We start from the raw sequence: 22,757 nt of genomic DNA on the forward strand, positions 1-22,757 counted from the left end.
CCGACGCGCGAGCCGATCGCGCCGCCGACCACGCCGCCGAGCACGGCGCCGACCGCGTCGCGGTTGCAGCGACCCAGGGTGATGCCGTAGTCGTCGTCCCATTTCCGGCCGGTGTAGCCCATGTAGTAGGGGTCGTGCTTCTTGCGCCAGCCGTGCGCCGGAGCCTGGCCGGGCGGGTCGGCCCAGACCGGTTCCAGGGTCAGGGAGAGGAATATGACGGCGGCAAGGATCAGGGGATGGCGGCGGGACATGGCGGACTCCTGTGGTCTAGATGAGGGTCAGGGCGAATATGCCGAGGATCAACATGCCGATCCCGGCCATGACCACGTCCGGATTCGGTTCATGCAGGTTCTGACGGATCTGGAGCTGCATCTGGTCGATCCGGATGTCCGGATCGGCCGCCGGCGCGACGGTCAGGTCGTAGGTGCCGGGCCGCACCTCGCGCATCAGCAGGAGGTGTTCGCGGAAGGCCGGGTTGGAATTCGAGACGGTCTTGACGCCGAGCGTGAAGGCCAGCGGCTGGGCGGCGACGCCGTCCCGGCTCAGGATGGCGCTGTAACGGTCGGCGGGCGGTTGCTGCTCGTCCATGTTGGGCGAGAAGTGGCCCTGCGCCTTGAGGATCAGGCCGATCGGCGCCATCCCGGCGGTGAGCGGAAACGGCCCGGTTTGCCAGGCGGGGGCCTTGCCGGCTTCGGCCTCGGCGAGGCGCAACGGCACCACGACGGCCTCGCTGCCGGTGAAGAACTTGGCGTAGGTCCAGTAGGCGGGGCCGAGCAGCAGGCCGGCGACGATGAGTGCGAATATGAGTTTTTTCATTGCCTTGAAGGGGTCGGTCTTGGGTCAGTATAGGGAGCTTGTCGGGCCTTGGCCAAACGGCCGGGGCGCGGATCAGCCTTCCTCCTCGTCGAGCAACTGGCCGGCGATGGCCCAGTTCTCGTCGGGTAGTTCCTCGAAGGCGACGTAGGTGTAGCGCTTCGGTTTCAGGGCGATGCGTTCCAGGGTGTCGGTGATTTCCTCGGCGATCTTCCGTTTCTGGTCGCGGCTCAGGCTGCCGGCCAGCTTGATGGTGACGACGGGCATGACGGTTACTCCATGTCGTTGCGGATTGAGGCGAATACGGCCTTGAACATCGCCGGCGTCAGCCGGCGGGTCTGGGTGTTGTAGCGGCTGCAATGGTAGGAATCGTACAGCCGGCGGCCGTCCGGCAGGACGTGCCGGCCGCCGTGGCCGAACGGGAACTGGCTGGCCTTCAGGCCGAGCGCGCGCAGCACCGCGCCATGGGCGACCTGGCCGAGGGCGAGGACCCGGGCGGTTTCCTGCAGGCTGGCGATCTCGGCCTGCAGGAAACCGTTGCAGCGCCGGATTTCGGCCGGTTCCGGCTTGTTGCCCGGCGGCACGCACTTCACCGCGTTGGTGATCCGGCAGCCGGACAGGCTGAGCCCGTCATCGGCCGCCACCGAGACGGGCCGGTCGGCGTAGCCGAATTCGTGCAGGGTCTCGTACAGCAACTGGCCGGCGAAGTCGCCGGTGAACGGCCGGCCGGTCCGGTTGGCGCCGTGCAGTCCGGGCGCCAGCCCGACGATGAGCAGGCGCGGGTCGGGGTCGCCGAAGGGCGGTACCGGGCGGCAGAAATAATCCGGGTAGACCCGGCGCGTGGTGGCCAGGAACTCGGCCAGGCGCGGGCAGGCGGCGCACTCGGCGTCGAAGTTCTTGGCTGGGCGGGACATCGCTGCCGTCTAGTGCAGGTGCAGGGGGGCGCCTTGCTCTTCCGCCTCTTCCGGCATCTCGGCATGCACCGAGTCGGCATCGGCATTCGGGAACAGGGGCGCGCCGCAGTCCTCGCAGTACTCCAGCGCCATGCGCTGGTCGAGCATGACGATGTCGGTGAGGCCGGCCTGCTTGAGCGTCTGTTCGATCTCGGCGGCGACGTCGGTATTTTCGTCCTCGCCGCCGAGCAGGGGCCAGACGACCCCGTGCAGTATCTGGTCGTCGCCGCGGCGCGCGAAGCCGACCCGCCATTCCACCAGGCGGTGGTCGTAATAGGGTGCCGCGATCGCGCGCAGACCGGTGGCCGGCAGGTCGAGGGCGGCTTGTAGGTAGGCCGCCGTGCCGACCAGCGAGTAGCCGCGCGCGGCCTGGTCGGCCTGGCGCCAGGCCGAGAAATAGGCGTCCGGCAGGAGCAGCTGGATGGCGCAGCCGGGCATCGACGCCTGCACGCTAGGCCCCGCCTGGGCCTGCCATTCCCTGAGCGCGGCGTCGCGGCTGCCATCGGTCTCCTGCCAGCGGAACAGCGGCCGGCCGGCCGGGCTGCCGACGACGGCGAGGATGTAGCGGACATCGGCGATGTAGTGGCCGGTCTCGGGCAGGCCGTCGAGGGCGATCGCCAGGTTGCCTTCGCGTCCCGCCTGGTCGGCGAGTTCGGCCGCCAGGCGCTGGGTGGCGACGAAGCCGCGCGGCATCTGGTCCGGGCTGAACAGCAGGTCGGCCATGCCCACCCGGACCTCGTCGGCCAGGATGTGCGCCTTGAGCTGCACGCGCAGGTTGGCCAGGAGGCCGGCCGGCAGCTTGCGGTCGGGGATGCGGTAGCGCGACCAGGCCAGGACGGGCATGGCCAGGAGCAGGCAGCGACGGCCCTCGCTGCGCGGGCTCTCGCTGGCCGCCTCGATCAGGTCGGCGAGGTCGTCGTAGGCGCGGCCGTTGGTCTCGTGCAGACGGTCGAGCGCCTGGTTGAGGGCGTCCTCCTGGCCGGCGCCGAGCATCTTGCCGATCAGGGTGGCCAGTTCCTCCTCCCACCAGCCGTCCTCGGCCCGGCTGCCCGATTCGGCCAGGCCCTTGGCCAGCCAGACCAGGCGCTCGGCATCGCGGGAAAGTCGGTTGGAGGAATAGTGTCGACGTTGCTTCATTTCGGTTCCGGACAGCAGGATGGGCAGGGCACCGAGTTTACCGCCTCGGGTTGCAGGGTGATATGACCGATGCCGTGGTGTGCGTCCATCAGGTGGCGGGCGCGGACCAGGATGGCGGTCCAGTCGGCCAGGTAGTCGATGTCCAGGTGGGCCGAGAGGGCGATCCGGCCCGACGACAGGGTCCAGATGTGCAGGTCGTGCACCGAGGCGACGCCGTTGATGGCGGCCAGGTCGGCGCCGACCGCCTTGAGGTCGATGTGCTCGGGCACCGACTCGAGCAGGACGTGGACGGACTCGGACAGCAGGCGCCAGGCCGATACCAGGATCAGGCCGGACACCAGGAGGGAGAGCAGCGGGTCGATGGTGGTCCAACCGGTGAACTGGATCACCAGGCCGGCCACCAGGGCGGCCACGGAACCGAGGATGTCGCCCATGACGTGCATCAGGGCGGCCCGGGTGTTCAGGGTCGCCTCGCCCTTGGACAACTGCCAGGCGACGCCCAGGTTGACCAGCAGGCCGAGCACCGCGACCGCCGTGACGGTGCCGCCCTGGACCGCGATGGGTTGGGCGAAGCGGTCGAGCGCCTCGCGGGCGATGAACACGATCAACATGACCATGAGCAGGCTGTTGGCCAGGGCGGCGAGCACCTCCATGCGCACCAGGCCGTAGGTGTGCCGTCCGGTGGGCGGTTTCCGGGCCAGCCAGGCGGCCAGGGCGGCCAGGCCGAGGGCGGTGGAGTCGGTCAGCATGTGGCCGGCGTCGGAGATCAGGGCCAGGGAGCCGGACCACCAGCCGGCCAGGACCTCGACCAGGGCGAAGCCGAGGGTGAGATACAGCGCCCCGGTCAGATGATGGTGATGGCCGTGGTGACCGAGGTGGTGCGACTCATGGCTTTCGCCCTTGTCGACCGAGAGATGGTGGTGGTGCTCAGACATTCTTGACCGTCATCGCGTCGCTCAGGGCGAGTTCGGCGTCGGCGGCGCCTAGGCCGGCCAGGTGGTGCAGGGCGTTCACGTAGCGGGCGCTCTCGTGCAGGGCGACCCGGCTGGGCGGGTGCGGGCGGCCGTGCATGCGGGCGTAGCGGATCAACGCCACCGGTGCGTTGTCCCACTTCAGGCCGGCCAGGAGCTGGTCGGCCTGCTCGGGCTTGTTGCACAGCAGGGCCATGTCGCAGCCGGCCGCGAGGGCGGCGCGGGCCCGCTCGACCACGCCGCCGGCCACGCTGGCGCCCTCCATGCCCAGGTCGTCGCTGAAGATGACGCCCTCGAAGCCGTAGCGCCCGCGCAGGAGTTCGTGCAGCCAGCGGTGCGAGAAGCCGGCCGGCTGGGCGTCGACGGCTGGGTAGATGACGTGGGCGGGCATGATGCCGGCCAGGCCGAGGTCGATCAGGCGCCGGAACGGCACGATGTCGGCGGCCTCCAGGCTGTGCAGGTCGCGCTCGTCGACCGGCACCGCGAGATGGGAGTCGGCGGCGACATAGCCGTGTCCGGGGAAGTGCTTGCCGACCGCGTTCATGCCCGCCTCGTGCAGGCCGAGCACCAGGGCGTGGCCCAGTTCGGCCACCGTCTCCGGATCGTCGGCGAAGGCGCGGTCGCCGATCACCTGGCTGCGCCCGTAGTCGAGGTCGAGTACCGGGGCGAAGCTGAAGTCGACGCCGACCGCGCGCAGTTCGGCGCCCATCACGTAGCCGGCGTCGCGGGCCAGGCGCCGGGCCTGGTTGGGATGTTCGCGCCAGAGGGCGCCCAGGCCGCCCATGGCCGGGATGGCCGTGAAGCCGTTGCGGAAACGCTGCACGCGGCCGCCTTCGTGATCGACGCCGATGAGCAGGGGCGGGTGGCGCAGGGCGTGGATCTCGCGGCTGAGTTCGGCGATCTGTTCCGGGCTCTCGTAGTTGCGCGCGAACAGGATGACGCCGCCGACCAGGGGTGGCTGAGGTGGCGGCGGTCGTCGTCGTTCAGGGCCTTGCCCTCGACGTCGAGCATGAGGGGGCCGAGTGGCTGGCGCAGGGAGGTCATGTTTCGGCTACCGCGAAGGCGACGACATGTTCCTTCTCGTCGCTGATGGACAGGTGTACCCGGCGGATGCGGCGCGCCGCCAGCCAGGCGTCGAGTTCCGGGCTGCAGCCGTAATCCGGGCGGCCGAGCGGGTCGTGGCCGATCCGGATGGCGGTCAGGCTGACCGGTGCCCGGAGGCCGGTGCCGAGCGCCTTGGCGAAGGCCTCCTTGGCGGCGAAGCGCTTGGCCAGGAAGCGGTCGCGGTCGCCGGCGGCGTCGTATTCGGGCAACTCGGCGGCGGCCAGGATGCGCCGGGCCAGGCGTTCGCCGTGGCGCGCATGCAGGTCGCGCATGCGGGCGACCAGGACCAGATCGACGCCGATGCCCAGGATCATGCCGGCCGCCCTCGGCGGGTCCGCTCCAGGGCGGCGAGGCCGTGATGGGTGAAGGCCAGGGCCATGTAGACCGGGGCGACGAAGTTGACCACCGGTACGAAATGGAGCAGGCCGAGCAGGCTGCTCAACGCGAACAGGCGCCAGCCGCCGGCATGGCGCTCGTCCTTCAGTTCGCCGGCCGAGGCGTGCTCGGCGAGGGCGTCGTACATGAACAGTTTCTGGTTCAGCCAGGCGTTGAGCAGGACGGACACCAGGATGCCGAAGGGCGCGAACAGCCAGAGCGGCAACAGGACCAGCCAGGCGGCCAGGTAGAGCACCAGGGCCACCAGGCCGTTGAATACGCTGCCGAGCAGACTGCCGCCACGGCGGTATTCCAGGTCCGGGTAATGGTTGCGGGCGACGAAGCCGACGATGATCGGCATCAGGGCCAGGGAAGTGATGAGCAGGGCGGTGACGTACATGGCCGGCAGCCAGAGCAGGCTGAGCACGAACACCGCGGCATAGGCGGTCAGCCATTCGGCGCCCAGCCAGCGGGCCAGGTCGTCGAGCGGCGTGGCGGCCAGGAAGCCGGCGATCTCGGCCTTCCAGGCGGAGCCGAACAGCCAGGCCAGGATGCCCCAGGCGAGCAGGGAGAGCACCATGGGCCAGAAGGCCAGGGTGAGCATGCGCGGCGCCAGCAGGTCCTGGCCGGCGCGCCGCAGGGAGAGCAGGATGGACTCCATGGCAGGGGATTATACCGGGACCGGCATTTGCGATAATCCGGCCGTACACGTTCGGAGCATCGCCATGATCGACAAGCAAACCGTCCTCGACATCTGCCATTTCCGCCACGCCTGCAAGGAGTTCGACCCGGCCAGGAAGATTCCGGCCGAGGATTTCGACCTGATCCTGGAAACCGGGCGCCTGTCGCCCAGTTCGTTCGGCTACGAGCCCTGGCAGTTCCTGGTCATCCAGGATCCCGCGCTGCGCGACAAGCTGCTGCCGGTGACCTGGGGGCCAGGAAGCAGCTGCCCACCGCCAGCCACTACGTCGCCATCCTGGTCCGCAAGGGCGGCATGCGCTACGACGGCGAACACGTCCGCCACATGATGCACGACGTCCACAAGTTCTCCGCCGAGCGCGTCGCCGGCCGCGAGAAGGTCTACCGCAAGTTCCAGGAATCCGACTTCAGGCTGCTGGACAGCGAGCGTGCCCTGTTCGACTGGAGCTGCAAGCAGGCCTACATCGCGCTCGCCGACATGATGACCGGCGCCGCCATGATCGGCGTCGATTCCTGCGCCATCGAGGGCTACGACCAGGGCGAGGCGGAGGCGGTCCTGGCCGGGGCGGGCGTGCTCGACACCCGGGAATGGGGGTTGGCCGTGATGGTGGCGTTCGGCTACCGGGTCGCCCCGCCGTCGGCCAAGGTGCGCCAGGCCATGGCCGACGTCGTCCGCTGGGTCTAGGCGGCCGGTTACAACTGGTAACACTTGCTTACCGGTCGGCAACCGCTCGGGAACCGGTGCCGCGTAGTCTGGAATCGTAGTCACACGATTGGAGTGAATCATGAAGACCAGATACGTTGCCCCCAGCCTCCTGTTGGCCGGCCTGCTCGCCCTCGGCGCCACGCCTGCCTCGGCTTCCGACCCACTCGCCGGGGCCATCCTGGGCGCCGGTGTCGGTGCGGTCGTCGGCCATGAAGTCGGCGGCCATGACGGTGCCGTGGTCGGCGGTGTGTTCGGCGCCATGGTCGGCGCCGCCGCGACCGACGACGACGACTGGCGTTACCGCCGTCGGCCTTACGTCGTCTACGCGCCGCCGGTCCGCCACTATTACTATGAGCCGGCGCCCTACTGGGTGGGGCCGCGCGTCGTCTACCCGGCCTGGCGTTACGACCGCGACGACCGCCATGACCGGCGTTGGGATCGCGACGACCGCCGCGACCGGCGCTGGGATCGCGATGACAACCGCGGCCCGCGCTGGGGTGGCGACCGCGGCGGCCCGCCCTGGGACCGTGACGGCCGCGGCGGCTGGTAAGGAGCTCTGGCCGGCTGGCGCCGGGCAGTCGGCGCGCGGGTGGGGCGGAGCTTCGGCGCCGCGCCCCGCCGCCGGGTCCGCGCAGCGGTTTCGGGCGGGCAGGAGGAATGCGGGACCGTGGTGCGGGTGACCGCAACGGCCATTCGGCCGCAACGACGATACGGCAAGGGACTGGTGCCCGGAGCCGGGGTCGAACCGGCACGCCTTGCGGCGCGGGATTTTGAGTCCCGTGCGTCTACCAATTCCGCCATCCGGGCAGATGAGGGACGAGGATTATCGCGAAAAATCGGTGCCTGCGGCAACGTATAATCCGCCCGCACCATGAAGACCAGCGATTTCGACTACTTTCTGCCCGACGAACTGATTGCCCGCTACCCGCTTGCGCAAAGGGGGGCAGCCGGCTGCTCCACGTCGACCCGGATGCCGGTGTTTTCACCGACCGCCTGTTCGTCGACCTGCCGACCCTGTTCCGGCCCGGCGACCTGCTGGTGTTCAACGATACGCGGGTGATCAAGGCGCGCCTGTACGGCGAGAAGGCGACCGGCGGACGCATCGAGGCCCTGGTCGAACGCGTGCTGTCGGAGCGCGAGGCCCTGGCCTTCATCCGGGCCAGCAAGGCCCCGAAGCCAGGCATGCGCCTGCGCCTGGCCGACGCCATCGAGGTCGAGGTGGTCGAGCGCGTCGGCGACCTCTACCGGCTCGCCTTCGATCCTGCCCGCACGGTGCTGGACTGGCTCGAGGCCTACGGGCTGCTGCCGCTGCCGCCCTATATCGACCGGCCTGCGGAGGCCGGCGACGACGCCCGCTACCAGACGGTCTACGCCCGGGCACCGGGTGCGGTCGCGGCCCCCACGGCGGGCCTGCATTTCGACGCCGCCATGCTCGAGAAACTGGGTGCCATGGGCGTGGCGACCGCCTTCGTCACCCTGCACGTCGGCGCCGGCACCTTCCAGCCGGTGCGCGTCGAGGACATCGCCGAGCACCGCATGCATAGCGAGCTGTACGAGATACCCGAGGCGACGGTGGCGGCCGTCGCGGACGCACGCGGGCGCGGCGGCCGGGTCTGCGCGGTGGGCACCACCAGCCTGCGCGCCCTCGAGTCGGCGGCGCAAGGCGGTGAACTGCGGCCCGGCCTGGACGAGACCGACATCTTCATCACGCCCGGCTACCGCTTCCGCGTGGTCGAGCGCCTGCTCACCAATTTCCACCTGCCCAAGTCGACCCTGCTGATGCTGGTGTCGGCCTTCGGCGGCTACGACCTGATGCGCCGTGCCTATGGCCATGCGGTGGCGGAGCGCTACCGCTTCTTCAGTTACGGCGATGCCATGCTTATCGAGGGCGCCCATGAAGTTTGATCTCCTGACCACCTCGGGCTTGGCCCGGCGCGGCCGCCTGGAACTCGCCCACGGCGTCGTGGAGACGCCGGTGTTCATGCCGGTCGGCACCTACGGCGCGGTGAAGTCGGTCACCCCGGACGAGGTCGAGGCCCTGGGCGCCCAGATCGTCCTCGGCAACACCTTCCACCTCTGGCTGCGCCCCGGCCTGGAGGTGGTCGCCGCGTTCGGCGGCCTGCACGACTTCATGGCCTGGCGCGGACCGATCCTGACCGACTCGGGCGGCTTCCAGGTCTACAGCCTGACCCACCTGCGCAAGATTACCGAGGAGGGCGTCAAGTTCGCCTCGCCCCTGGACGGCGCCCGCCTGATGCTGACGCCCGAGCAATCCATGGCGATCCAGCGCACCCTGAACTCCGACATCGTCATGATCTTCGACGAGTGCACCCCTTATCCGGCCGATTGGCAGACCGCGAAGATCTCCATGGAATTGTCCCTGCGCTGGGCGGCGCGCTCGAAGGCGGCCCACCAGGGCAACCCGAACGCCCTGTTCGGCATCGTCCAGGGCGGCATGTACGAGGACCTGCGCGACCGTTCCCTGGCCGAGTTGGGCCGGATCGGCTTCGACGGCTACGCCATCGGCGGGCTTTCCGTCGGCGAGCCCAAGGAGGATATGGTGCGCATCCTGGCGTACACGGCGCCGCGCCTGCCGGCCGACCGGCCGCGCTACCTGATGGGCGTCGGCACCCCCGAGGACATCGTCCAGGCGGTCGGCCAGGGCATCGACATGTTCGACTGCGTGATGCCGACGCGCAACGCCCGCCATGGCGTCCTGTTCACCCGCTACGGCGACCTCCGGATCAAGAATGCCCGCCACCGCACCGACACCGGTCCGATCGACCCGTCCTGCGACTGCTACACCTGCCGGAACTTCAGCCGGGCCTACCTGCACCACCTGTTCCGGGCCGGCGAGTCCTTGGCCGGGCGCCTGAACACGATCCACAACCTGCATTACTACCAGACCCTGATGCGCGAACTGCGCCAGGCCATCGAGGCCGGCCGTTATACCGAGTTTGTCGCGGCCTTTAATAATGACCGCATGGCCGCATGTTAAAATCCTCAGCTATTTTTACCCGGAGTGCCGAACGATGTTGATTTCCCCCGCCTACGCCGCCGATGCGGCCCAACCCGATCCGATCATGAGCTTCCTGCCCCTGATCGTCATCTTCGTGGTGTTCTATTTCCTGATCATCCGTCCGCAGATGAAACGGAGCAAGGAACAGCGGGCCATGCAGGAGGCCCTGCAGAAGGGCGACGAGGTGATCACCGCGAGCGGCCAGCTCGGCAAGGTCATCAAGCTCAGCGACCAATACGTCACCCTCGACATCGGCGGCGGCACCGAGTCGATCTTCCAGCGCGGCGCCATCAATACCGTCCTGCCCAAGGGCACCATCAAAGACCTGTGACGCCTGCCGGGGCGCGGCGCGGCTGATCGGCCGGCGACCGCGCCACGGGCCCCTGTCCCGAACGTCCCGTCCTCCATCCTTCACGGTCGAGCCATGAACCGTTACCCCCTCTGGAAATACCTGGTCGTCCTGGTCGCCCTGGTGATCGGCCTCATCTATACCCTGCCCAACTTCTACGGCGAGGTGCCGGCCGTCCAGGTGGCGCCGGTGCGCACGACCGAGAAGGTCGACAGCGCTCTCATGGGCCGGGTCGAGACGGTACTGGCGCAGGCCGGCATCGCCGCCCAGGGCGTGTCCATGTCGGAACGCAGCATCAAGGCGCGCTTCGCCAATACCGACACCCAGCTGAAGGCCAAGGACGCCTTGCAGGCCGTTCTCGGCAATGGCTACACGGTGGCGCTGAACCTGCTGCCGGCCTCGCCCGAGTGGCTGTCGCGCCTGGGTGCCCTGCCCATGTACCTGGGCCTGGACCTGCGCGGCGGCGTCCATTTCCTCATGCAGGTCGACATGCCCAAGGCGCTGGAAAAGGCGGCCGAGCGTTACCAGGGCGATATCCGCACCCTGCTGCGCGAGAAGAAGGTCCGCTACGGCGGCATCGACCGCCAGGGCGAGGCGGTGACCCTGCGCTTCAGCGACGCGGCGACCCGCGACGAGGCACGCCAGGCCATCGAGGCGACCTATCCCGACCTCCTGCTCGCCGACAGCGAGACCGCCGAGGGCCTGTGGCTGACGGCCACGCTGAAGGAGACGGCCAAGAAGCAGACCCAGGAGTACGCCCTGCAACAGAACCTGACCACCTTGCGCAACCGGGTCAACGAACTGGGCGTGGCCGAACCGGTGATCCAGCAGCAGGGCGTCGACCGCGTCGTGGTCCAGCTGCCGGGCGTGCAGGACACCGCCAAGGCCAAGGAGATCCTCGGCCGCACCGCCACCCTGGAGGTGCGCATGGTCGACGAGGAGGCCATGCAGGACACGGCCCGCGTCCAGTCGGCGACCGCCGGCCAGGTGCCGTTCGGCGACGAGATCTACTACGAGCGCAACGGCCAGCCGGTACTGGTGAAGAAGAGCGTGGTGCTGACCGGCGACTACATCACCGATGCCCAGCCTGGTTTCGACAACAACGGCCAGTCTGCCGTGCACGTCAACCTCGACGGCCGCGGTGCGCGCATCTTCAAGAACGTGACGCGCGAGAACGTCGGCAAGCGCATGGCCATCCTGCTGGTCGAGAAGGGCAAGACCGAGGTGGTCACGGCGCCGGTCATCCGCGAGGAGATCGGCGGCGGCCGGGTGCAGATCACCGGCATGGACTCGGTCGAGGAATCCAAGGACGTCGCGCTGCTGCTGCGCGCCGGCGCCCTGGCCGCGCCCATGGAGATCGTCGAGGAACGCACGGTCGGCCCGTCCCTGGGTGCCGACAACATCCAGAAGGGCTTCAACTCGACCCTCTACGGCTTCGCCGCGATCGCCGTGTTCATGGTCATCTACTACCAGGGCTTCGGCATCGTCTCGGTGCTGGCGCTGGCCACCAACATGTTCCTGCTGGTCGCCCTGCTGTCGATGCTGCAGGCCACCCTGACCCTGCCCGGCATCGCCGGTATCGCGCTGACCCTGGGTATGGCCATCGACGCCAACGTCATCATCGCCGAGCGTATCCGGGAAGAGCTGCGCAACGGCAACTCGCCGCAGGCGGCCATCGCCGCCGGCTACGAACGGGCCTGGGACACCATCCTGGACTCCAACGTCACCACCCTGATCGCCGGCATCGCGTTGTTCTGGCTCGGCTCCGGTCCGGTCCGCGGCTTCGCCGTGACCTTGTGCCTGGGCATCCTCACCTCCATGTTCAGCGCGGTCTCCGTCTCGCGGGCCATGGTCAACCTCACCTACGGCCGGGCCAAGCGCTTGACCAAGGTATCCATCTAAGCAGGGCCGCGACATGATCGAACTGTTCCACCTCAAGCGCGACATCCCGTTCATGCGCTGGGCGCGCAGCACCATCTACGTGTCCCTGGCCTTCATCCTCGCCTCCGTCGTCCTGCTCGCCACCAAGGGCCTGAACCTGGGCGTGGACTTCACCGGCGGTACGGTCATGGAGGTCGGCTATCCTGGCGCGGCCGACGTGCCGGCCATCCGCGCGGTGCTGGCCAAGAGCGGCTACGGCGACGCCCAGGTGCAGAACTTCGGCACCTCCAGCGAGGTGCTGGTCCGCCTGCCGGTGAAGGCCGGCGTGACCTCCGCGCAGCTGTCCGAGAATGTCATGACGGTGCTCCGCCAGGCCGACGCCAAGGTCGAGATGCGCCGGGTCGAGTTCGTCGGCCCGCAGGTCGGCGGCGAGCTGTTCGAGGACGGCGCCCTGGCCCTGCTGGTGGTCTCCATCGGCATCGTCATCTACCTGGCCCTGCGCTTCGAGTGGCGTTTCTCGCTCGGTGCCATCTTCGCCACCGCGCACGACGTGTTCATCGTCCTGGGCGTCTGGTCGCTGTTCCAGTGGGAGTTCTCGCTCACCGTCCTGGCCGCCGTCCTGGCCCTCCTGGGCTACTCGGTCAACGATACCGTGGTGGTGTTCGACCGGATCCGGGAAAACTTCCGCAAGACCCGGATGACGGACGTGGCGGCGATCATGGACAACGCCAAGACCGCCACCCTGTCGCGTACCGTGATCACCAGCGGCACCACCTTGCTGATGGTCCTCGCCATGCTCTTCCTGGGCGGCGAGGTGCTGTACGGCTTCGCCCTCGCGCTGGCCATCGGCATCGTGGTCGGCACCTATTCCTCGGTCCTGGTCGCCAGCCCCATCGTCATGTGGCTGGGCGTCTCGCGCGAGGACTTCATCAAGCCGCCCAAGCAGGAACCGGGCGCCATGGTGTAAGGCCGGGGCGGCGCGGCCATGGAGATACTCGCCCAGCTCGTCGACCTGGCGCTGCACCTGGACCGCCACCTGGCCCTGTTCGTCACCGACCACGGCGCCTGGGTGTACGGCCTGCTGTTCCTGATCGTCTTCATGGAGACGGGGTTCGTCGTCACCCCCTTCCTGCCCGGCGACTCGCTGCTCTTCGTGGCCGGCACGGTGGCGGCGGCGGGCGGCATGGAACTGCCCCTGGTCATGGCCACCCTGGTCGCGGCGGCGCTCTCCGGCGACAACGTCAACTACTGGGTCGGCCGCCTGGTCGGCCCGCGCCTGTTCCGGTTCGAGGGCAGCCGCTGGCTGAAGCGCGAGAACCTCGAACGCACCCACGCGTTCATGGAACGGCACGGCGCCAAGGCCATCGTCATCGCCCGCTTCGTCCCCCTCGTGCGGACCTTCGTGCCCTTCGTGTGCGGCCTCGGGCGCCTGACCTACCTGCGTTTCCTGGGCTTCTCGATCCTCGGTGCCCTGCTCTGGGTGGGCCTGCTGGTGCCGGCCGGCTTCTTCTTCGGCAACCTTGATCTGGTCAAGAACAACCTGACCGCGGTGATCATGCTGATCATCGTCCTCTCGCTCCTGCCCGGCGCCCTGGAATACGCCCGCGCCCGGCGCCAGGCCTGACGCCGGCGGTCTCCCGGCCCGCTTAAGTTTCCCGGTCGCCTGCCGATAAGGAGGCGCTGAAACTTCGCTGCCAGGTCCATGTCGGTCGTCACCCTACCGCAGGACGATCTGGGCGCAGGCGACTGGCTGACCGGCCTGGCCGACCGGGGCGGCTGCGTCGCCCGGCTCACCTCGTTGCTCTCCGAACTGCCCATCCGGGACCGGTTGCCGGCGGTCCTGTGGCTCGACATCGACCGTTTTCGGCAGATCAACAACTCCTTCGGCTACGTCGTCGGCGACAGCGTCCTGGTTGAACTGTGCCGACGTCTGGAGCGCAGCCGGCCGCCGCAATCGACCCTCGCCCGGGTGGGCGGCGACGAATTCGTCCTAATCCTTCCGAACGCGAGCGGCCATGAGGCGGAACGCATCGCGCACAAGTTGGTCGGGGCCGTCCATCAGCGGCTGAGCATCGGTACCACGCGCATGCGCCCCTCGGCCAGCGTCGGGGTCGCCCTCGGCCAGCCGGACGAGGACGCCAACGAGCTCCTCGAACGGGCCGAACGGGCGATGGCCGAGGCCAAGCGCGAAGGCGGTGGCCGGGTCAGCCTGGCCGCCGACGCCTTGCTGCCGGCGCGCGACGGCAAGTACCTCGCACGCGAGGAGCTGGCGGTCGAGGAGACCTTGCACCGCGCCCTCGAGATTGGCGGCCTGTACCTGGACTACCAGCCCATCGTGCGGGTCACGGACGGCGTTACCGTGGCGGCCGAGGCGCTCATGCGCTGCCGGGTGGACGGCGAGATCCTGCCGCCCGGGCGTTTCATCCCGGTGGCGGAAAAGACCGGCCTGATCAGCCACCTGGGCGACTGGTGCCTGGTCACCGCCGCGGAGTTCGTGAGCCGCATGCAGGGGCACGGTACCGCCCTGAAGGTGGCGGTCAACGTGTCCCGGGTGCAGTTGCAGAACCGCAGCTTCGCGAAGTCGCTGCACGGCGTCCTCGCCTACACCGGCATCCAGCCGGGGCGCATCGAGCTCGAGATCACCGAGTCGCTGTTCATGGACCCCTCCGAGGTCGTCAAGGGCAACATACGGGCCGCCTTGGCGGCCGGGTTCCCGCTCGCCATCGACGACTTCGGCACCGGCTATTCCAGCCTGGCCTGCCTGAAGGACCTGCCCGCCGCCAAGCTCAAGCTCGACCGCGCCTTCGTCGTCGACCTGCCGGTGGACCGGCGCGCCTTCGGCGTGGCACGGGCGGTCGCCGGGCTGGCAGCGGACTTGGGCATGGAGGTGGTCGCGGAGGGGGTCGAGACGGCGGCTCAGCTACAGTTACTGGGGGAGGCCGGCATCAACGAGGTGCAGGGTTTCCATATCGCACGCCCCATGAACGAGGGCGACTTGATCGAGTGGTTGTCCTGATGGCTGACATGAGCGACGAAGAACACGGCACTGCCGGGGAAACCGGGGATCTGGCGCTGAATCGCCAGCTTGAGGCCTCGCTGCGCGAGATCGGCATCCCGCCGCGGCCGCGCATCCTGGAATTGATCATCATCGAGGCGCGCGCCGGCGAGCCGGATTTCAACTACCTGGCCGAGTTGATCCAGGCCGACGTGGCGCTGGCGGCGGGCCTGGTCAAGGTCGCCAATTCGCCCTTCTTCGGCTATCGCCAGAAGACCCGGAACGTGCGCGACGCCCTGCTCATGCTCGGCCTGCGCGTGGCGGCGAACGCGGTGGCCGGACTGATCCTGCGCCGGGTCTTTCCGCCCAGCGTCCAGCTGGAACGCTTCTGGGACGCCTCCCAGCGCACCGGCGAGCTCGCGGCGTGGCTGGTCAAGCGCCTGGGCGTGCGTTACGGCGTCGGCGCCGAGGACGCCTACACCTTCGGGTTGTTCCGCGACTGCGGCATCCCGGTGATGATGCGCCGGTTCAGCGGCTATGCGCAGGTGCTGGCGCGCGCCAACGAGGACAGCGAGCGTCCGTTCACGGCGGTGGAGGAGGCCGAGCTGCCGACCAACCACGCCGTGGTGGGCGGCCTGATGGCGCAGAGCTGGTGGCTGCCGGAGCCCATCTGCACGGCGATCCGGCGCCATCACGAGCGCGCGGTGCTGACCGACCTCGACGCGGGCGGACCGGCCGGGCGCCAGGTCGCGCTGGCGCAGTTGGCGGAGAAGCTGCATCAGGACAGCAGCGGCCTCAACCGCAGCCATGAGTGGGACAAGCTGGGCGCAGCCAGCCTGGCGGTGCTGGGGCTGGACGGGGGTGCCGAGATGGCCGAACTGGAGACCGAGGCGAAGGAATTCCTGGCCCACCTGGCCATGGCGCTGTAGCGCGGCGTTCAGTGCACCTCGACGGCGTGTTCCAGGACCACGACGTCGGCGCCGCGCGCCAGGCGCAGGTTGGCAACCCAGCTGCCTGCGCCGAGGCCGGGCAGGGTGCCGCGGTGGCGGTCGCCGGCCGCCGCCAGGGTCAACCGCGCGGTTGCCGGCTGGCCGGGGCGCGCGAGGGCGAGATCGACGGTGACGCCAGGCTCCGGATGGCCGGCGACGTCGGCCACGCTCACGGCGACGATGGCGGGGTTCCCGGCGCGTAGCTCGCCGAGGCCGTCGACCTCGACGCGCCAACCCAGCTTCTCCAACTTGTCGGCCATGCCCAGGTGCTGGCCGATGCCCTTCGCGGCGTCCTCCTGGTGCTCGACCACGCCGGCAAAGCCGGTGTGGACGTTCTTGCCCTCGGCGTGCGGCAGGAGCACCTGGGCGACGGCGGGCGGCAGCCCCTGGCCGGCGATGTACACGAAGCTCGCCATGAGGACCATGAGGACCAGGAAGAAGCCGATCAGCAGCTTGGGTGCCCAGTGCACGTTGTTCTGCTGCTTCGCCTTTTCGCCGTTCATCATGGCCAGCAGTACCGAGACGGTCGGATAGGCGATGACGTGCAGGGTGATGGTGTCGAGACCGACCGGATGGCCGAGGGCGTAGCCCAGGTAGGCGAACGACGGGATCGCCGCGGCCACCACCGCCGCCCAGTAGTTCGACAGCTTGGCGCGGCGGCCGATGCCGTACAGCAGGGCGGTCAGGAGCATGCCGCCGAACATCGTGATAAGTAGGCTCATTGTTCGTGCCGGGTGAAGAAGTGGACAGGATCGGTCACGCTCTCACCCTTGCTGTCGGTGATCACGAATTCGAACTGGTGCAGTTGCTCGGCTTGGTCCGGCGGCAGCTTGACGCTGGCCTGGACGATCACGCTGCGGCCGTTGCGGACCGGCACCTGGGCGAAGTTGCCAAGGTCGAGGGCACCCTCGGGCAGGCCACGGGCGGCGATGCGGTAGGTCTCCTCGTGGCCCGAGATGTTGGTCAGGCGGATCTGGTAGCGGTTGCGGATGCTGCCGTCGGAGAGGGTGACGTAGAGCGGCGAGCGGATCTGCTGGATGCTGTGCTCGTAGCTGGCGCGGTGGTCGATGTCATAGAACAGGTAGGCGGTCATCAGGACGATGGCCAGGCCCCAGCCGATCACCTTGAGGCGCTTCCAGTCCAGGAACGGCTCGACCGGGGCCGGGCTGTTCAGGTTGACCTCGGAGTCGTAGCGCACCAGGCCGCGCGGGTAGCCCATCTTGTCCATGATGGTGTTGCAGGCGTCGACGCACAGGCCGCAGGAGATGCAGGTGTATTGCAGGCCGTTGCGGATGTCGATGCCGACCGGGCAGACCTGCACGCAGAGGCCGCAGTCGATGCAGTCGCCGTAGCCGGCATAGCGGCGGTCGTCGTAGCCGCGCAGGCCGGGGCGGGCGGCCGCGCGGCCCAGCTCGCGTTCGCCGCGGCCGCGTTCGTAATGCACGGTCAGGGTCTCCGCGTCGTACATGGCGCTCTGGAAGCGGCCGTACGGGCAGATGAAGGTGCAAACGTGCTCGCGCAGGGTGGAGGCGGCGAGGTAGGTCGAGGCGGTCAGGGCGATGACGGTGATGTAGGCCGCCGGCGCCGCCTGGCCGGTGAAGAAGTGGGCGATCAGGTCCGGGGCGTAGCCGAAGTAGAGCACGAAGGTCATGGCGGTCCAGAAGGACAGCAGCACGAAGGCCAGCTTCGTCGCGCCGAGCTTGAGCAGCTTCTCGCGGTCGGACCAGGGCAGGCGGTGCAGGCGCAGGCGGGACGGCCGTTCGCCCTGGAACCAGTGCTCCAGCCAGGTGAAGGCGTCGGTCCACAGGGTCTGGAAGCAGAAGTAGCCGCAGAATGCCCGCCCGGCCAGGGCGGTGATGAAGAACAGCACGGCGGCGGCGATGAACAGCAGCATCGACAGCCAGAACACGTCTTGCGGATAGACGGTCAGGCCGAACAACATGTAACGGCGGCCGGGGATGTCGAACAGGATCGCCTGCGAGGGGGCGCCGGGACGGTCCCAGGGCAGCCACGGCAACAGGAAGTAGACCGAAAAGCCGAGCAGCAGGATGGCGGTCTTGAAGGTGCGGAAGGGCCCCTTGATCGAGCGCGTCATGATCGGGGCGCGCTTGAAGTAGAGTTCCTGGCCTTGAGCTTGCGTGTTCACAGTGTTTCCTGATTCGATCCTGCAATGGAAAAGCCCCGGCGAGCCGGGGCTTCAACCTCAACCGGGACGGCCCGATCGTCGCTGCGGCTTACTTGCCACCGCCCAGTTCATGGACGTAGACCGTCAAGAGCTTGATCTGTTCCGGCTTCAGGCGACCTTCCCAGGTCGGCATCACGCCGCGGTTGAGACCGCCGGTGATGACCTTCTCGACTTCCGCCACCTTGCCGGCCTGGTCGCTGGCGCCGGGCACGTTGGCCCACAGCCAGACCTTGTCGGTCAGGTTGGCGGAGCCGATGTCCTGGCGGCCCTTGGCGTCGTTGCCGTGGCAGTAGAAGCAGGCCGCGGTGTGGGAGTGGAACAACTGGTTGCCGAGGGCCGCCTTGGCCGGATCGGCCTTCTCGCCGGACAGGGAGAGGACGTAGTTGGCCAGCTCCTCGATCTGGGCCGGGTCGAGCGCCTCGGCGAAGGGCGGCATGTAGCCGTGGCGGCCCTTGGTGATGGTTTCCTGGATCTTGTCGTAGGTACCGCCGTAGATCCAGTTGTCGTCGGTCAGGTTCGGGTAGGAACCGATCTTGCCGCCGCCGCCGCTCTGGTGGCAGGCGGCGCAGTTGTCGGCGAACAGGGGCTTGCCGGCCGAGACGACGAAGCTGGACAGTTCCGGGTCCTTGCTGATCTTGTCGTAGGGCAGGCTGGCCAGCTTGTCGAAATAGGGCTTCTGCAGGGCGGCCGCCTCTTCGGTCTCCTTGAGCAGCTTGGCGCGGGTGTTCCAGTGCCAGGTTTCGGTCTGCCCTTCGGAGTTGGTGTACTCGATCTTGCCGAAGACGCCGGGCAGGAAGCTCTTGCCGATCGGCCAGGACGGGTAGATCAGCCAGTAGGTGATCGCGAACACGATGGTGGCGTAGAAGCCCCAGATCCACCAGTTCGGCAGCGGGTTGTTGAATTCCTGCAGGGTTTCGTCCCAGACGTGACCGGTGGTCTGGGGGCCTTGGGTTTGGGCGTTTTCAGCCATTGGACTTGTCCTTCGTTTCTTGATCCAGATCGTCGTCTAGAAAAGGAATGTTCTTAGGTTCTTCCATGCGTGCGGCGCGCTTCTTGTCACCCGCGTAGACCCACCACACGATCAGGCAGAAGGTGACGAAGAAGATGATCAGCCCGATCGGTTTCGCATTCTCCGGTCGGGCCAGCCACGCCAGCATCAGCGGTACTTCACCAGGTCTTCGGGCTTCACCTTGCTGAAGTCCACCATGGTCCCCAGTACCTGCAGGTAGGCGATCAGCGCGTCGGCCTCGGAGACGAACGAGCGGTCGCCGTCGTAGTTGCCGGCCTGGGCCTGGGCGACCAGGTTCTCCTGGGCCTTGTCGATGCGCAGCGTGTTGGCCACCTCGGCGCCGAACTGCTTGACGTTGGCCTGGTACTCGGCCTCGGAGGCCGAGTAGGGCACGCCGACGGTGCGCAGGGCGCGCAGGCGATCGGCGACGTCGGAGTAGTCGAGCGGAGTCTTGGCCAGCCACGGGTAGTTAGGCATCACCGACTCGGGCACCACCGAGGTGGGCTGGTTCAAGTGTTGGACATGCCATTCGTTGGAGTACTTGCCGCCGACCCGGGCGAGGTCCGGGCCGGTCCGCTTGGAACCCCATTGGAAGGGGTGGTCGTACTTGGATTCGGCGGCCAGCGAGTAGTGGCCGTAGCGGAGCTGCTCGTCGCGGAACGGGCGGATCATCTGCGAGTGGCAGGTGTAGCAGCCCTCGCGCACGAAGATGTCGCGGCCGCGCGATTCGAGCGGGGTGTAGGGGCGGACGCCGGGGACGTCTTCCACCGTGTCCTTGATCAGGAACAGCGGGGTGATCTCGACCAGACCGCCGATGCTGATCGCGATCATGGTGCCGATCAGCAGGATGCCGGCGTTGGTTTCCAGGATTTCGTGGCTGAATTTCATGTCGTCTTCCTCGGTCAGGCGGCAGCGCCGGCGGTCTGGCCAACCAGGTTGGCCTCACGCACGCCCTGGCGGATGGTCATGTAGGCGTTGAAGGCCATGACGCACATCCCGGAGAGGAAGAACATGCCGCCGATGGCGCGCATCGCGTAGAACGGATGCATGGCGGCGACCGACTCCACGAACGAGTACTGCAGGTTGCCGAAGTCGTCGAAGGCGCGCCACATCAGGCCCTGCGAGATGCCGGAAATCCACATCGCGGTGATGTAAAGGAGGACGCCGATGGTGGCCAGCCAGAAGTGCACGCCGACCAGCTTGTCGCTGTACAGCTTGGTGTTCCAGAGGCGCGGCATCATGTGGTAGAGCGAGCCGAAGGAAATCATGGCCACCCAGCCGAGGGCACCGGAGTGCACGTGGCCGACGGTCCAGTCGGTGTAGTGGGACAGGGCGTTGACGTCCTTCAGGGACATCAGCGGGCCTTCGAAGGTGGACATGCCGTAGAACGACAGGGCCACGATCATGAAGCGCATGACGTAGTCGGTACGCAGTTTGTCCCAGGCGCCCGAGAGGGTCATGATGCCGTTGATCATGCCGCCCCAGGAGGGCAGCAGAAGCATGATGGAGAAGGTGGCGCCGAGGGTGGAGGCCCAGTCGGGCAGGGCGGTCCAGTGCAGGTGGTGGGTGCCCACCCACATGTACATGAAGGACAGGGCCCAGAAGTGCACGATGGACAGGCGGTAGGAGTAGACCGGGCGGCCGGCGTGCTTGGGCACGAAGTAGTACATCATGCCGAGGAAGGCGGCGGTCAGGAAGAAGCCCACCGCGTTATGGCCGTACCACCACTGGGTCATGGCGTCCTGGGCACCGGCGAACAGGCTGTAGGACTTCATGGAGAACAGGCCGACCGGCACCGCCAGGTTGTTGAAGGTGTGGAGCAGGGCGGTGGCGAGCAGGAAGGAGAGGTAGAACCAGTTGGCGACGTAGATGTGCGGCTGCTTGCGCTTCATCAGGGTGCCGATGAAGACCGCCATGTAGCTGACCCAGACGATCTCGACCAGGATGTCGATCGGCCATTCCATCTCGGCGTATTCGCGGCCCTGGCTGTAGCCGTTCACGTAGGACAGCGCGGCCAGGACGATGACCGCCTGCCAGCCCCAGAAGGTGAAGGGGATCAGGCCGCCGCCCCAGAGGCGCGCCTGGCAGGTGCGCTGGACGACGTAGTAGGAGGTGGCGAAGAGGGCGGAACCGCCGAAGCCGAAGATCACCGCGCCGGTGTGGACCGGGCGGAAGCGGCCGAAGGTGATGTAGGGGATGTCGAAGTTCAGGAACGGCCAGGCCAGTTCGGAGGCGATGTAGACGCCGACGAACATGCCCACCACGGCCCAGACGATGGCCATGACGGTGAACTTCTTGATGATCTCGTAATCGTACTGCTCCCCTGCAGCGGGATTGCTTGCGGCCATGACACTCCTCCAGGAATTACCTACAGCGTCCGCGACGCTGGGACGTCGTCGCGGGTTGTAAAGCCGTATGCCGGCGTGACAAATTGACATGCGAGTATAGGCCGAAACTGCGGCCACTCGCAAGGTCCGGTGCCGGGTGGCGGGCTATTCCCGCAACAGGAGGGTCAGATCGTGGGCGATCTCCTCGGGCGCTTGCGCATAAGGCTGGAAAAGGCGCATCCGGCCCTGGCGATCGAGCACGTAGCTGCCCGCCGTATGGTCGACCAGATAGTCGTCCGCGCCCGGCTCGACGTGCTTGCTGTAGTGGACCCGGAACTCCCGGGCGGCGGCGGCGACCGCTTCCCGGCTGCCGGTCAGGCCCAGGAAGGACGGCTGGAAGTAGGGCACGTACTGCTTCAGGATCTCCGGGGTGTCGCGTTCCGGGTCGACGCTCACGAACAATACCTGGACCTGGGCGGCGTCCGCCGGCGCCATCCGCTTGAAGGCGGCGGCGAGGTCGGCCAGGGTGGTCGGGCAGACGTCCGGGCAGTGCGTGTAGCCGAAGAACAACACCACCAACTTGCCGCGGAAGTCGGCCAGGCTGCGCGGTACGCCGTTGTGGTCGGTGAGTTCCAGGTGACGCCCGAAATCGGCGCCGGTGATGTCGGTGGCCTTGAAATCGCTGCGCTTGCCGGGTCCGCAGGCCGCCAGCAGGGCCAGGAACACCAGGCCGAGCAGGCCACGCAGGCGCATCATGCCGCCGGCAGGGCGGCGGCGGGCAGGTCGGCCAGACGGTACTTGCCGGTCTGCACGGCCTTGGCCAGGTCCTCCAAGTGCATGTCATTCATCATGGCGATGATCTTGTTCTTGACCGGCTTCCACTTGAAATGCATGGGACAGGCGGTTTCGTCGCTGCATTCCTTGAGGCCGAGGATGCAACTCTTGGTGAAATCGGGACCCTCGGTGAGCAGGAGCACCTGCATCAGGGTCGTGCGGTGCATGCCCTCGCGCAGGCAGAAACCGCCCAAACGGCCGCGAAACGAGTCGAGCAGGCCGTGCTTGCAGAGGCTCTGCAAGATCTTGGCCAGATAGGCGGCGGGCACGTTCAGGCGCTCGGCAATATCGCGGTTGAGCACCGGTTCGCCCGGGGCTTGCGTGGCGATATAGATGAGGGCCTGAATCGCGTACTGACTCGTGCGCGACAAAACCATTTCGTTTCCTTCAGGAGTTTTTTGTCCGAATTAT

General features: G+C 67.8%; 25 protein-coding genes, 1 tRNA gene and 3 pseudogenes. 11 read left to right on the forward strand and 18 right to left on the reverse strand.

The window, feature by feature from the left end; genetic code table 11:
* The 9 genes and pseudogenes from EZJ19_RS02550 to EZJ19_RS02590 form a co-directional block, all read right to left on the reverse strand.
* Positions 1-251, reverse strand: a pseudogene (locus tag EZJ19_RS02550) (hypothetical protein); the annotation flags it as partial.
* Positions 252-267: 16 nt separating this feature from the next.
* On the reverse strand, positions 268-816 hold the full coding sequence (locus tag EZJ19_RS02555) for a hypothetical protein (RefSeq protein ID WP_131444741.1): 549 nt from the start codon (positions 814-816) through the stop codon (positions 268-270).
* Between the two features lie 72 nt (positions 817-888).
* Complete coding sequence (locus tag EZJ19_RS02560) at positions 889-1,080, reverse strand: tautomerase family protein (protein WP_131444742.1); 192 nt, start codon at positions 1,078-1,080, stop codon at positions 889-891.
* A gap of 5 nt (positions 1,081-1,085) precedes the next feature.
* Positions 1,086-1,727 (reverse strand): uracil-DNA glycosylase, encoded by a 642-nt coding sequence (locus EZJ19_RS02565; protein WP_131444743.1) that lies wholly within the window; start codon positions 1,725-1,727, stop codon positions 1,086-1,088.
* 9 nt (positions 1,728-1,736) lie between these two features.
* Entirely contained in the window at positions 1,737-2,903 is a 1,167-nt protein-coding gene (locus EZJ19_RS02570) for a DUF2863 family protein (protein WP_131444744.1), read from the reverse strand.
* Positions 2,900-3,838, reverse strand: coding sequence for a cation diffusion facilitator family transporter (locus EZJ19_RS02575; RefSeq protein WP_131444745.1), 939 nt, complete (start codon positions 3,836-3,838; stop codon positions 2,900-2,902). Before EZJ19_RS02575 ends, EZJ19_RS02570 begins: the two co-directional genes overlap by 4 nt.
* Positions 3,831-4,918, reverse strand: a pseudogene (nagZ, locus tag EZJ19_RS02580) (beta-N-acetylhexosaminidase). Before nagZ ends, EZJ19_RS02575 begins: the two are co-directional and overlap by 8 nt.
* Positions 4,915-5,292, reverse strand: coding sequence for a holo-ACP synthase (gene acpS, locus EZJ19_RS02585; protein ID WP_131444746.1), 378 nt, complete (start codon positions 5,290-5,292; stop codon positions 4,915-4,917). Before acpS ends, nagZ begins: the two are co-directional and overlap by 4 nt.
* Positions 5,289-6,014, reverse strand: a complete 726-nt coding sequence (locus EZJ19_RS02590; RefSeq protein ID WP_131444747.1) for an EI24 domain-containing protein — start codon at positions 6,012-6,014, stop codon at positions 5,289-5,291. Before EZJ19_RS02590 ends, acpS begins: the two co-directional genes overlap by 4 nt.
* 64 nt (positions 6,015-6,078) lie before the next feature.
* Here EZJ19_RS02590 and EZJ19_RS16165 point away from each other — a divergent pair, with 64 nt between their 5' ends.
* The 3 genes from EZJ19_RS16165 to EZJ19_RS02600 all read left to right on the forward strand — a co-directional run bounded on the left by EZJ19_RS16165 (position 6,079) and on the right by EZJ19_RS02600 (position 7,308).
* A complete protein-coding gene (locus EZJ19_RS16165) occupies positions 6,079-6,381 on the forward strand; it encodes a nitroreductase family protein (RefSeq protein WP_240754624.1) in 303 nt (100 codons plus the stop codon).
* Positions 6,348-6,737: a nitroreductase family protein gene (locus EZJ19_RS16170; protein WP_240754625.1), complete on the forward strand. Its 390-nt coding sequence runs from the start codon at positions 6,348-6,350 to the stop codon at positions 6,735-6,737. Before EZJ19_RS16165 ends, EZJ19_RS16170 begins: the two co-directional genes overlap by 34 nt.
* A gap of 100 nt (positions 6,738-6,837) precedes the next feature.
* On the forward strand, positions 6,838-7,308 hold the full coding sequence (locus tag EZJ19_RS02600; RefSeq protein ID WP_131444748.1) for a glycine zipper 2TM domain-containing protein: 471 nt from the start codon (positions 6,838-6,840) through the stop codon (positions 7,306-7,308).
* 172 nt (positions 7,309-7,480) lie between these two features.
* Here the strand turns inward: EZJ19_RS02600 and EZJ19_RS02605 are convergent.
* Positions 7,481-7,565, reverse strand: a tRNA-Leu gene (locus EZJ19_RS02605).
* A 64-nt stretch (positions 7,566-7,629) separates the two neighbouring features.
* Here EZJ19_RS02605 and queA point away from each other — a divergent pair.
* The 8 genes and pseudogenes from queA to EZJ19_RS02645 all read left to right on the forward strand — a co-directional run bounded on the left by queA (position 7,630) and on the right by EZJ19_RS02645 (position 15,931).
* Positions 7,630-8,663 (forward strand): annotated as a pseudogene (queA, locus tag EZJ19_RS02610) (tRNA preQ1(34) S-adenosylmethionine ribosyltransferase-isomerase QueA).
* A complete protein-coding gene (tgt, locus tag EZJ19_RS02615; protein WP_131444749.1) occupies positions 8,653-9,756 on the forward strand; it encodes a tRNA guanosine(34) transglycosylase Tgt in 1,104 nt (367 codons plus the stop codon). Before queA ends, tgt begins: the two are co-directional and overlap by 11 nt.
* 34 nt (positions 9,757-9,790) lie before the next feature.
* Positions 9,791-10,108: a preprotein translocase subunit YajC gene (yajC, locus tag EZJ19_RS02620; protein ID WP_131444750.1), complete on the forward strand. Its 318-nt coding sequence runs from the start codon at positions 9,791-9,793 to the stop codon at positions 10,106-10,108.
* Between the two features lie 93 nt (positions 10,109-10,201).
* On the forward strand, positions 10,202-12,028 hold the full coding sequence (secD, locus tag EZJ19_RS02625; protein WP_131444751.1) for a protein translocase subunit SecD: 1,827 nt from the start codon (positions 10,202-10,204) through the stop codon (positions 12,026-12,028).
* Positions 12,029-12,044: 16 nt separating this feature from the next.
* Positions 12,045-12,974: a protein translocase subunit SecF gene (gene secF, locus EZJ19_RS02630; protein ID WP_131444814.1), complete on the forward strand. Its 930-nt coding sequence runs from the start codon at positions 12,045-12,047 to the stop codon at positions 12,972-12,974.
* Between the two features lie 18 nt (positions 12,975-12,992).
* Positions 12,993-13,631, forward strand: a complete 639-nt coding sequence (locus EZJ19_RS02635) for a DedA family protein (protein ID WP_131444752.1) — start codon at positions 12,993-12,995, stop codon at positions 13,629-13,631.
* Between the two features lie 78 nt (positions 13,632-13,709).
* Positions 13,710-15,023 carry a putative bifunctional diguanylate cyclase/phosphodiesterase gene (locus EZJ19_RS02640; protein WP_131444753.1) on the forward strand — a complete coding sequence of 438 codons (1,314 nt, stop codon included), beginning with the start codon at positions 13,710-13,712 and terminating at the stop codon, positions 15,021-15,023.
* An 8-nt stretch (positions 15,024-15,031) separates the two neighbouring features.
* Positions 15,032-15,931, forward strand: a complete 900-nt coding sequence (locus EZJ19_RS02645) for an HDOD domain-containing protein (protein WP_131444754.1) — start codon at positions 15,032-15,034, stop codon at positions 15,929-15,931.
* 8 nt (positions 15,932-15,939) lie between these two features.
* Here EZJ19_RS02645 and EZJ19_RS02650 read toward each other — a convergent pair whose 3' ends face one another.
* The 8 genes from EZJ19_RS02650 to EZJ19_RS02685 form a co-directional block, all read right to left on the reverse strand.
* A complete protein-coding gene (locus tag EZJ19_RS02650) occupies positions 15,940-16,713 on the reverse strand; it encodes a hypothetical protein (protein WP_131444755.1) in 774 nt (257 codons plus the stop codon).
* Entirely contained in the window at positions 16,710-18,137 is a 1,428-nt protein-coding gene (ccoG, locus tag EZJ19_RS02655) for a cytochrome c oxidase accessory protein CcoG (protein ID WP_240754626.1), read from the reverse strand. The genes EZJ19_RS02650 and ccoG overlap by 4 nt, the downstream gene beginning before the upstream one ends.
* An 88-nt stretch (positions 18,138-18,225) precedes the next feature.
* Positions 18,226-19,146, reverse strand: coding sequence for a cytochrome-c oxidase, cbb3-type subunit III (gene ccoP, locus EZJ19_RS02660; RefSeq protein WP_131444756.1), 921 nt, complete (start codon positions 19,144-19,146; stop codon positions 18,226-18,228).
* Positions 19,139-19,333, reverse strand: a complete 195-nt coding sequence (locus EZJ19_RS02665) for a cbb3-type cytochrome oxidase subunit 3 (protein ID WP_131444757.1) — start codon at positions 19,331-19,333, stop codon at positions 19,139-19,141. Before EZJ19_RS02665 ends, ccoP begins: the two co-directional genes overlap by 8 nt.
* Positions 19,333-20,073, reverse strand: coding sequence for a cytochrome-c oxidase, cbb3-type subunit II (gene ccoO / locus EZJ19_RS02670; RefSeq protein WP_131444758.1), 741 nt, complete (start codon positions 20,071-20,073; stop codon positions 19,333-19,335). The genes EZJ19_RS02665 and ccoO overlap by 1 nt, the downstream gene beginning before the upstream one ends.
* A gap of 14 nt (positions 20,074-20,087) precedes the next feature.
* A complete protein-coding gene (ccoN, locus tag EZJ19_RS02675; protein WP_131444759.1) occupies positions 20,088-21,533 on the reverse strand; it encodes a cytochrome-c oxidase, cbb3-type subunit I in 1,446 nt (481 codons plus the stop codon).
* A gap of 144 nt (positions 21,534-21,677) precedes the next feature.
* Entirely contained in the window at positions 21,678-22,268 is a 591-nt protein-coding gene (locus tag EZJ19_RS02680) for an SCO family protein (RefSeq protein WP_131444760.1), read from the reverse strand.
* Positions 22,265-22,723, reverse strand: coding sequence for an RrF2 family transcriptional regulator (locus EZJ19_RS02685; RefSeq protein ID WP_131444761.1), 459 nt, complete (start codon positions 22,721-22,723; stop codon positions 22,265-22,267). Before EZJ19_RS02685 ends, EZJ19_RS02680 begins: the two co-directional genes overlap by 4 nt.
* Positions 22,724-22,757: the final 34 nt, after the last annotated feature.

It is taken from the genome of Parasulfuritortus cantonensis (assembly GCF_004337445.1).
GTDB lineage: Bacteria > Pseudomonadota > Gammaproteobacteria > Burkholderiales > Thiobacillaceae > Parasulfuritortus > Parasulfuritortus cantonensis.

Excerpts from the sequence above, each read along its gene's own strand:
- acpS (WP_131444746.1), bottom strand. The coding sequence starts at position 5,292 with ATGATCCTGGGCATCGGCGTCGATCTGGTCCTGGTCGCCCGCATGCGC.
- yajC (WP_131444750.1), top strand. The coding sequence starts at position 9,791 with ATGTTGATTTCCCCCGCCTACGCCGCCGATGCGGCCCAACCCGATCCG.
- EZJ19_RS02565 (WP_131444743.1), bottom strand. The coding sequence starts at position 1,727 with ATGTCCCGCCCAGCCAAGAACTTCGACGCCGAGTGCGCCGCCTGCCCG.
- EZJ19_RS02575 (WP_131444745.1), bottom strand. The coding sequence starts at position 3,838 with ATGTCTGAGCACCACCACCATCTCTCGGTCGACAAGGGCGAAAGCCAT.
- EZJ19_RS02685 (WP_131444761.1), bottom strand. The coding sequence starts at position 22,723 with ATGGTTTTGTCGCGCACGAGTCAGTACGCGATTCAGGCCCTCATCTAT.
- EZJ19_RS16170 (WP_240754625.1), top strand. The coding sequence starts at position 6,348 with ATGCGCTACGACGGCGAACACGTCCGCCACATGATGCACGACGTCCAC.
- EZJ19_RS02665 (WP_131444757.1), bottom strand. The coding sequence starts at position 19,333 with ATGCTGGCGTGGCTGGCCCGACCGGAGAATGCGAAACCGATCGGGCTG.
- EZJ19_RS02555 (WP_131444741.1), bottom strand. The coding sequence starts at position 816 with ATGAAAAAACTCATATTCGCACTCATCGTCGCCGGCCTGCTGCTCGGC.
- EZJ19_RS02590 (WP_131444747.1), bottom strand. The coding sequence starts at position 6,014 with ATGGAGTCCATCCTGCTCTCCCTGCGGCGCGCCGGCCAGGACCTGCTG.
- EZJ19_RS16165 (WP_240754624.1), top strand. The coding sequence starts at position 6,079 with ATGATCGACAAGCAAACCGTCCTCGACATCTGCCATTTCCGCCACGCC.
- ccoN (WP_131444759.1), bottom strand. The coding sequence starts at position 21,533 with ATGGCCGCAAGCAATCCCGCTGCAGGGGAGCAGTACGATTACGAGATC.
- EZJ19_RS02650 (WP_131444755.1), bottom strand. The coding sequence starts at position 16,713 with ATGAGCCTACTTATCACGATGTTCGGCGGCATGCTCCTGACCGCCCTG.
- secD (WP_131444751.1), top strand. The coding sequence starts at position 10,202 with ATGAACCGTTACCCCCTCTGGAAATACCTGGTCGTCCTGGTCGCCCTG.
- ccoP (WP_131444756.1), bottom strand. The coding sequence starts at position 19,146 with ATGGCTGAAAACGCCCAAACCCAAGGCCCCCAGACCACCGGTCACGTC.
- EZJ19_RS02680 (WP_131444760.1), bottom strand. The coding sequence starts at position 22,268 with ATGATGCGCCTGCGTGGCCTGCTCGGCCTGGTGTTCCTGGCCCTGCTG.
- ccoO (WP_131444758.1), bottom strand. The coding sequence starts at position 20,073 with ATGAAATTCAGCCACGAAATCCTGGAAACCAACGCCGGCATCCTGCTG.
- tgt (WP_131444749.1), top strand. The coding sequence starts at position 8,653 with ATGAAGTTTGATCTCCTGACCACCTCGGGCTTGGCCCGGCGCGGCCGC.
- EZJ19_RS02645 (WP_131444754.1), top strand. The coding sequence starts at position 15,032 with ATGAGCGACGAAGAACACGGCACTGCCGGGGAAACCGGGGATCTGGCG.
- EZJ19_RS02560 (WP_131444742.1), bottom strand. The coding sequence starts at position 1,080 with ATGCCCGTCGTCACCATCAAGCTGGCCGGCAGCCTGAGCCGCGACCAG.
- EZJ19_RS02640 (WP_131444753.1), top strand. The coding sequence starts at position 13,710 with ATGTCGGTCGTCACCCTACCGCAGGACGATCTGGGCGCAGGCGACTGG.
- EZJ19_RS02570 (WP_131444744.1), bottom strand. The coding sequence starts at position 2,903 with ATGAAGCAACGTCGACACTATTCCTCCAACCGACTTTCCCGCGATGCC.
- EZJ19_RS02600 (WP_131444748.1), top strand. The coding sequence starts at position 6,838 with ATGAAGACCAGATACGTTGCCCCCAGCCTCCTGTTGGCCGGCCTGCTC.
- EZJ19_RS02635 (WP_131444752.1), top strand. The coding sequence starts at position 12,993 with ATGGAGATACTCGCCCAGCTCGTCGACCTGGCGCTGCACCTGGACCGC.